The organism is Streptomyces sp. NPDC056628 (assembly GCF_042792555.1).
In the GTDB taxonomy this organism is placed as follows: domain Bacteria; phylum Actinomycetota; class Actinomycetes; order Streptomycetales; family Streptomycetaceae; genus Streptomyces.
Genome location: NZ_JBHTWG010000075.1, coordinates 1 through 7,064 on the forward strand (window position 1 = coordinate 1; position 7,064 = coordinate 7,064).

Annotated in this window: 5 protein-coding genes and 1 pseudogene; 2 read left to right on the forward strand and 4 right to left on the reverse strand. The window is 70.1% G+C overall.

Annotated elements, in window-relative coordinates:
* The 3 genes from ACFRAC_RS36355 to ACFRAC_RS36365 form a co-directional block, all read right to left on the reverse strand.
* Nucleotides 1-1,627, reverse strand: a 1,627-nt coding sequence (locus ACFRAC_RS36355; RefSeq protein ID WP_382939507.1) for a ThuA domain-containing protein, incomplete at its 3' end; no start/stop codon positions are given.
* A 17-nt stretch (nt 1,628-1,644) separates the two neighbouring features.
* Nucleotides 1,645-4,497, reverse strand: a complete 2,853-nt coding sequence (locus ACFRAC_RS36360; RefSeq protein WP_382939509.1) for a lectin — start codon at nt 4,495-4,497, stop codon at nt 1,645-1,647.
* A 279-nt stretch (nt 4,498-4,776) separates the two neighbouring features.
* Complete coding sequence (locus ACFRAC_RS36365; protein ID WP_382939512.1) at nt 4,777-5,565, reverse strand: SAM-dependent methyltransferase; 789 nt, start codon at nt 5,563-5,565, stop codon at nt 4,777-4,779.
* Nucleotides 5,566-5,975: 410 nt separating this feature from the next.
* On the opposite strand from ACFRAC_RS36365, the gene ACFRAC_RS36370 reads away from it, so the two are divergent.
* Nucleotides 5,976-6,482, forward strand: coding sequence for a GNAT family N-acetyltransferase (locus ACFRAC_RS36370; protein ID WP_382939516.1), 507 nt, complete (start codon nt 5,976-5,978; stop codon nt 6,480-6,482).
* Here the strand turns inward: ACFRAC_RS36370 and tnpA are convergent.
* A pseudogene (tnpA, locus tag ACFRAC_RS36375) lies at nt 6,445-6,779 on the reverse strand (IS200/IS605 family transposase). The gene ACFRAC_RS36370 and the pseudogene tnpA overlap by 38 nt on opposite strands.
* Before the next feature lie 25 nt (nt 6,780-6,804).
* Between tnpA and ACFRAC_RS36380 the strand changes: the two are divergent.
* Nucleotides 6,805-7,064, forward strand: a 260-nt coding sequence (locus ACFRAC_RS36380; protein ID WP_382939521.1) for a helix-turn-helix domain-containing protein, incomplete at its 3' end; no start/stop codon positions are given.

Consider the following 7,064-nt stretch of genomic DNA (forward strand, 5'->3'; position numbering starts at 1 on the left):
GGACGGTGCCGTCGGCCTGCGGGGTCCACAGTTGGGCTCCGGTGCCGTTGCAGGTCCACAGCTGGATCCTCGTGCCGTCGGCGGTGCCGGCGTTGGCGGTGTCGAGGCATTTGCCGAGGGCGCGGAAGGTGGTGTCGGTGCCGATGGTCCAGCGCTGGGCGGCGGTGGTGTTGCACGTCCAGATCTGCACCTTGGTGCCGTCGGCGGTGCCCGCGTTGTCGATGTCCAGGCACTTGCCGTTCACGCCCCGCACCTCACCCGCGCGCGGGCCGGACGGGCTCCCGGCCTGCTTGATCCGGATGTTGCGGAACGCCACCTCGTCACCGTCGCCGTGGTTCTGCAGCCCGATGTGCCCCTGCCGCAGACTGCGCGCCGGATCCGTGTTGGTGAAGTCGTTGATCTTCCGCCCGTTCAGGAACAGCTCCAGCCGCTCCCCGGTGACCCGGATCTCGTACGTGTTCCAGCTGCCCGGCGGGTTCAGCGCGGCGTCCCGGGCGGCGAGGTCGGCCGACTTGAACCCGTACACGGCCCCCGTGGTCCGGTCGGCGCTGTCGGTGGCGTCGATCTGGATCTCGTAGCCGTTGTCCACGGCCGACCACGGGTCGTCGGAGGCCGGGAAGCCCACGAACACACCGGAGTTGTCGTCGCCGCTCATCCGCCAGTCCAGCTTGAGCGAGTAGTCGCCGGTGAACTCCTTCGCGTCGTACCAGAGCAGACCCAGCCCGCCGTGCGAGGTGAGCGTGCCGTCGGCCAGCGTGAAGCCGCCGGGGCCCGCCTGCCGCCAGCCGGCCGTGCCGCCGCCGTCGAACAGGGAGGTGTAACCGGTCTCCGGACGGCAGTCGGCCTGAGTGAGCCCGGCGGCCCAGCGGACCCCTCCGAGCAGATGCCGGCGGAAGGCCGGGTCCGCGTACGACTCCTCCGTGTGGCCGCCGCCGGTGTAGAAGGCGCGGCCACCGGCGTAGTCCTTGCACCAGGCGATCGGATGGTCGCCGGACATGGTGCCGCCGGAGTAGCTGGACTCGTCAAGCGAGGCCAGTACATGGGCCGAACTGCGCGGATTCGTGCGGTAGTTGTACCACTCGTCGGTGCGCTGCCAGGTGCGGCCCAGCTGGGCGGTGGCATCGTGCGCCCGGTCCTCGACCTTGACGGTCGCCGGCTGGATCGCCGGGTGGGACTGGAAGAGCGCGCCGGCCAGGCCCTCGTAGAAGGGCCAGTCGTACTCGGTGTCGGCGGCGGCGTGGACACCGACGTATCCGCCGCCCGCGCCGAGGTACTGCTCGAACGCCGTCTGCTGGGCGCCGTCCAGCACGTCCCCCGTGGTGGAGAGGAAGACGACGGCACGGTACTGGCTCAGGTTGGCCGCGGTGAACGCGCCCGCGTCCTCGGTGGCGGCGACGGTGAAGTTGTTCGCCGCGCCCAGCTCACGCAGTGCGGCGACGCCCTCGTCGATCGAGGAGTGACGGAAACCCGCCGTCTTGGAGAAGACCAGGACCCGGTAGGCGGGGTCGGCCGCGGGCGCCGCGACGGGCGTCTCCGCAGTGCCGCCCGGCAGCGCCGAGGCCTGGGGAGACATGCAGAGCGCGGCGCCGGCGAACAACGCGGTGGCCGCTTTGAGCAGAGTGCGCATCACGAGGTGCCTCCCTTCTACGGCAGGGTCCATTTCTGGTTGGGGCCGGTGTGGCAGGTCCACAGATGGACGGGGGTGCCGTCGTTCCAGGTGCCACCCGAGGCGTCGAGGCACTTGCCCGAGCGGGGGTTGCGGACGGTGCCGTCGGCCTGCGGGGTCCACAGTTGGGCTCCGGTGCCGTTGCAGGTCCACAGCTGGATCCTCGTGCCGTCGGCGGTGCCGGCGTTGTCGATGTCGAGGCATTTGCCGAGGGCGCGGAAGGTGCTGTCGGTGCCGATGGTCCAGCGCTGGGCGGCGGTGGTGTTGCACGTCCAGATCTGCACCTTGGTGCCGTCGGCGGTGCCCGCGTTGTCGATGTCCAGGCACTTGCCGTTCACGCCCCGCACCTCACCCGCGCGACTGCCGCCGCCCGTGGCGGTGCTGAAGGAGAAGTCGTCCACGTCGAACAGGGCGCCGCTGCCGCCCTTGAAGACGAGGAAGAGCGCGGTCGACACGGCCGGCTGGTTGCTCAGGGACGTCGTGACCTCCTGGAAGGTCTCCCAGCCGCCGGTGACCGGCACGGTGACCGTGCCCAGCAGGGTGCCGGTCGCGGAGCCGGTCCGCACCTCGATGGTGCCGCCGGCGCCCGCCGAGGACACCCGGGCAGTGAACGTCCGGACGTCGGCCAGGTGGTACGGCGTGAAGGAGATCCAGTCGCCGTTGTGGATCTCACCGACGGTACGGCCGCCGTGCGCCGGTGCCTTCTCGATGATCTGCACGCCCGCGGAGCCGCCGTAGTGCTCGGCCTGCCGGTGGCTGGGCTGGGTGACCCGCTGGTCGTGCGTCGTCAGCGCGGGCTGACCCGCCGCGCCCTTGTCGGTGTACTCGGCGTCGATGACCCCGAAGATGTTGGCGTTGGGGTCGTGCTCCCCGTCCGCCAGGGTCTGGAGGGTGCCCGTGCAGCCGGTGGCCGAGGTCTGCGGATGCCCGTGACTGTCGTGCCCGACGATGAAGTTGACCTTCACCCGGGAGCAGTCGATCGTCCCGTCCTCCGGGTCGGTGACCGTCACCTTGAACGGGATGGCGGCGCCGAAGTCGTAGATCTGCCCGTCGGCGGGCGTGTCGATCCGCACGGTCGGGGCGGTGTTGCCGACGGTGATCTGCACCGAGGCCGTGGCGGACTTGCCGCTCGGATCGGTGACCTTCAGCGTGGCCGTGTACTGGCCCTCGGCGGTGTAGGTGTGGGCCGGGTTGGCGGCGGTGGAGGTGGCACCGTCGCCGAACGTCCACGCGTAGGCGAGCGTGTCCCCGTCGGGGTCGCTGCTGCCCGCCGACGAGAACGACACGGACAGGGGGGCCTTGCCGGAGGTGACGCTCGCCTTGGCCTGCGCCAACGGGGCGCGCCCGCCCGTCACGTGCTCGATGCGGTACAGCGCGGAGTTCTGGTCACCGTTGAAGTACCCGGTGCCGTAGTCCAGGACGTACAGGGCGCCGTCCGGGCCGAAGGCCATGTCCATCACCTGGGTTCCTGCCCAGGGGAAGGCGTTGACGGACTGCACGGTGCCGTCTCCGCCGGTCTCGATGCGCTTGATCCAGCGGCGGCCGAACTCACCGGCGAAGAAGTCGCCGTCGTACTCCTGCGGGAACTTCACGTCCGAGCTGGAGGCGGCGTCGTAGCGGTAGACGGGGCCGCCCATGGGGGACTCCGAGCCGTTGCCGAACTCCGGGACGGAGTTGCCGTCGTAGGGGATCCAGGCGGGCTGCGCGGGCGGCAGGTCGGTGAGGCCGGTGTTGCGCGGCGAGGTGTTCCTCGGTGCCGCGCAGTCGAACCGGGACCCGGACGAGCCGGTCGCGAAGTCGAAGTCCACGTAGGCGTCGTTCTTGCCGGTGCAGTACGGCCAGCCGAAGTTGCCCGCCTTGGTGACGCGATTGAACTCGACCTGTCCGGCCGGGCCGCGGGAGGGGCTTGCGGTGCCGGAGTCCGGGCCGTAGTCACCGACGTAGACGATGCCGGTGGCCCGGTCGACACTCATGCGGAACGGGTTGCGGAAGCCCATCGCGTAGATCTCGGGCCGGGTCTTCGCGGTGCCGGGCGGGAAGAGGTTCCCGGACGGGATCGCGTAGGAGCCGTCGGCGTTGACCTTGATCCGCAGGATCTTGCCCCGCAGATCGTTGGTGTTGCCCGCGGAACGCTGGGCGTCGTACGCCGGGTTGCGGGAGGCGCGCTCGTCGATCGGCGTGAACCCGTCGGAGGCGAAGGGATTGGAGTCGTCGCCGGTCGAGAGGTACAGGTTGCCCGCCGCGTCGAAGTCGATGTCGCCGCCGACGTGACAGCACAGGCCACGGGAGGCGGGCACGTCCAGGATCTTCTTCTCGCTGGCGAGGTCGAGCGTGTTGTCGCTCTTCAGCACGAACCGCGACAGCCGGTTCACCCCGTCGAACGGCGTGAAGTCGGAGGCGGTTCCGTCCGAAGGGGCGTCCCCGGTCGGTGTGTTGAGCTTCGGGGCGTAGTACAGGTAGACGAACCGGTTCGACGCGAAGCCGGGGTCGGCGGCGACGCCCTGCAGCCCTTCTTCGTCGTGGCTGTAGACATCGAGCCTGCCGGCCACGCTGGTGGTGCCGGCCGCGTCGGTGCGGCGCAGCGTGCCGTCCCGCGCGGTGTGCAGGACCGAGCGGTCCGGCAGCACCGTCATCGTCATGGGTTCGCCGGTCTCGGCGACTCCCTTGGCCAGGGTGACCTGCTGGAAGTCCTCGGCCGCCGCGGGGGCGGAAGCGGGTGCGTCACCGGGGGCCGCCGCGGCGGGGCCCAGCGGCAGGGCCAGGGCGAGGGCGCACACCATGGCCGGCAGCGCCGTGCGGACACGTTTCAGGGAGGGCGATCTCGTACGCATGGAGTACTCCATGGGAGACGGGGTGGCGGCGGTCGCCGGAGGAACGCCGGACGACCGCCGGTGGGGGGTTGCGGGCGCGCGCCGTCGCGCCATCGAGCACAGGCCCCAAGGGTTCCGAAGGGCCTCATGAACGCTTCAGTTCCCGGAAGTTAGCGGGCTTCGTCCGCGCTCGTAACCCCTTCCGCACAAGATCTCGGTACTTTTCTCATGGCGGAGACAAAGTCGCGCTGCCGAGCCGCGGGCCCGGCGCCCGTCCCCCGCCTCCATGGGGAAGGCGGCTCAGCGCACGCGCGCCACGCCCGCGTAGATGCCGCTCGGCTCCGCCTCGGCGGCGGGGGAGGACGGCGCCCACTCGGTCGCCGTCACCAGACCCGGCGCCACGAGGTCCAGCCCGTCGAAGAACCGCTCCACCTCCGGGCGGGGCCGGAACGCGAGCCGGATGCCGCCCTTCGCGTACTCGGCGACCACCTGGTCCGAGAGCTCCGGGAACAGGTCGGACGAGGCGTGCGACAGGATCAGGTGACTGCCCGGCGGCAGGGTGCCGACCAGCGCGCGGACGATGCCGTGGGCGTCCTGCTCGTCGCTGATGAAGTGCATCAGGGCGATGAGTGACAGCGCGACGGGCCGGTCGAAGTCCAGGACGCGCCGGGCGCGCCCGACGATCGCCTCCGGATCGCGCACGTCCGCCTGGATGTAGTCGGTCGCCCCCTCGGACGTGCTGATCAGCAGCGCCTCGGCGTGCCGCAGGACGATCGGGTCGTTGTCGGCGTACACGACCCTGGCGGACGGCACGACGTTCTGCACGACCTGGTGGAGGTTCGGCTCGGTGGGGATGCCCGTGCCTATGTCCAGGAACTGGTCGGTGCCCTGGGAGGCGAGCCAGGCGGCGGCACGGTGCATGAACTGCCGGTTCTGCCGGGCGCCGTCGCGCGCCTCCGGAGGCAGCCGCTCGCCCACCGCCTCGTCCACGGGGTAGTTGTCCTTGCCGCCGAGCAACCAGTCGTACACGCGGGCCGGACGGGCCCTGCTGGTGTCGATCTGGACGGGCACCTGGGAATTGGTCGTCATGTCGGCTCCATCGCGCGGGTGGGGGAGAACGGACCGCGTATGCCAGACGATCTTACGGCGTTCAACCAACTCCTGGGTACGCAAGGAAAGTTGGCGACGAATAGCGGTGGACCCTCCACCGCCACGCCGACGATCACGGCCCGGCGCGCCGGACGCGAGGACCTCCTCCGCGACACCCGCCATGCGCACGGGACCGCTCCGGCCGCGAACCGGAAGAACATGACGGCGGGCCGTCCGCAGAGCGCGAAGACGGGACACCACGCGGCCCGACGTGAGGCCCTCGCCGACGCTCCGCGTCGACTCCCTCCTCCGCCTTGCAACTGCACGCACCAGACCCCGCTCGGGCACGTCACCATGTCCCGTCGACCACAACCGGGCCGATCCGAACGAAAAGGCCCTAACCTGCCGGTATGACCGCCCTCGGACCCGTCGCCTGGCCGCCCGCACCGATCAGGACCGAACGGCTCGTGCTGCGCGCGGCCGAGGCACGCGACCGTGCGACCTTCGTCGAACTGCTGGCGTCACCGGAGGTGCACACCTACCTCGGAGGCCCCCGGCAGCGCGACGAACTGGAACGGGAGGTGCCCGCCGTGCCCGAGCCTTGGCCAGGGAGCTTCGTCGTCGAGCTCGACGGGCGGATGATCGGGCAGGTCCTGGTCCGGAGGGTCACCGAGCACCGTACGGCGGCGGCCGTGGGCAAGGTCGACCTCGGCTACCAGAATTCGTTCGCAGTGATCGGTCTTCAGGCCGGTGGTGAAGCGAATCTACTGGTCGCGACGCGGAGCGTCGCGGATTCAGGTCCGGCGGAGCCGGACGGCGTGGTTCTTTGCCTGGGGCGAGGAGCGTCGCGAGGGCTTTTCCGGTTCAGCCGGGTGGTGCTCACACCGGTCGGTTCTGCTGTGCGATGTACGGCCTGATCACAGAGAGCGGGGCGCCGCCGGCGGTTCCGGCAAAGTAGGACCCGGACCAGAGTTTGCTGGCCCGCAAGTAGTGGCGTACCAGGTCGGGGAACTCCCGGCGGACCCTTCGGGAGGAGACACCCTTGAGGGAGTTGACCAGTTTGGTCACGGCGACCTTGGGCGGGAAGTGCACCAGCAGATGGACGTGGTCGTATCGGTGAACACCTTGTGCCGGAATTTCGTCACGAAGACCAAGTGCACATGCATCACGAAAACACAGTGCCGGCCAGTTCTGATCTCCTGCATCTCACCCATAACCCCAGTGCGTAGGGTGACGGTCGTGCAGCTTCGGTACAGCTTTCGCCTGTACCCGGATACCGGCCAGCAGAGGGCGTTGGCGAAGGCGTTCGGGTGCGCCCGTGTCGTGTTCAACGACGCGGTGCGTGCCCGTGAAGACGCCCGTAGGGCCGGGCAGCCTTTCCCGACGGCCGGTCAGCTGTCCACGCGCCTGATCACCGAGGCGAAACGGACTGCCGAGCGGTCCTGGCTGGGTGAGGTCTGTGCGGTAGTGCTCCAGCAGTCCCTGCGGGACGCCGAGAG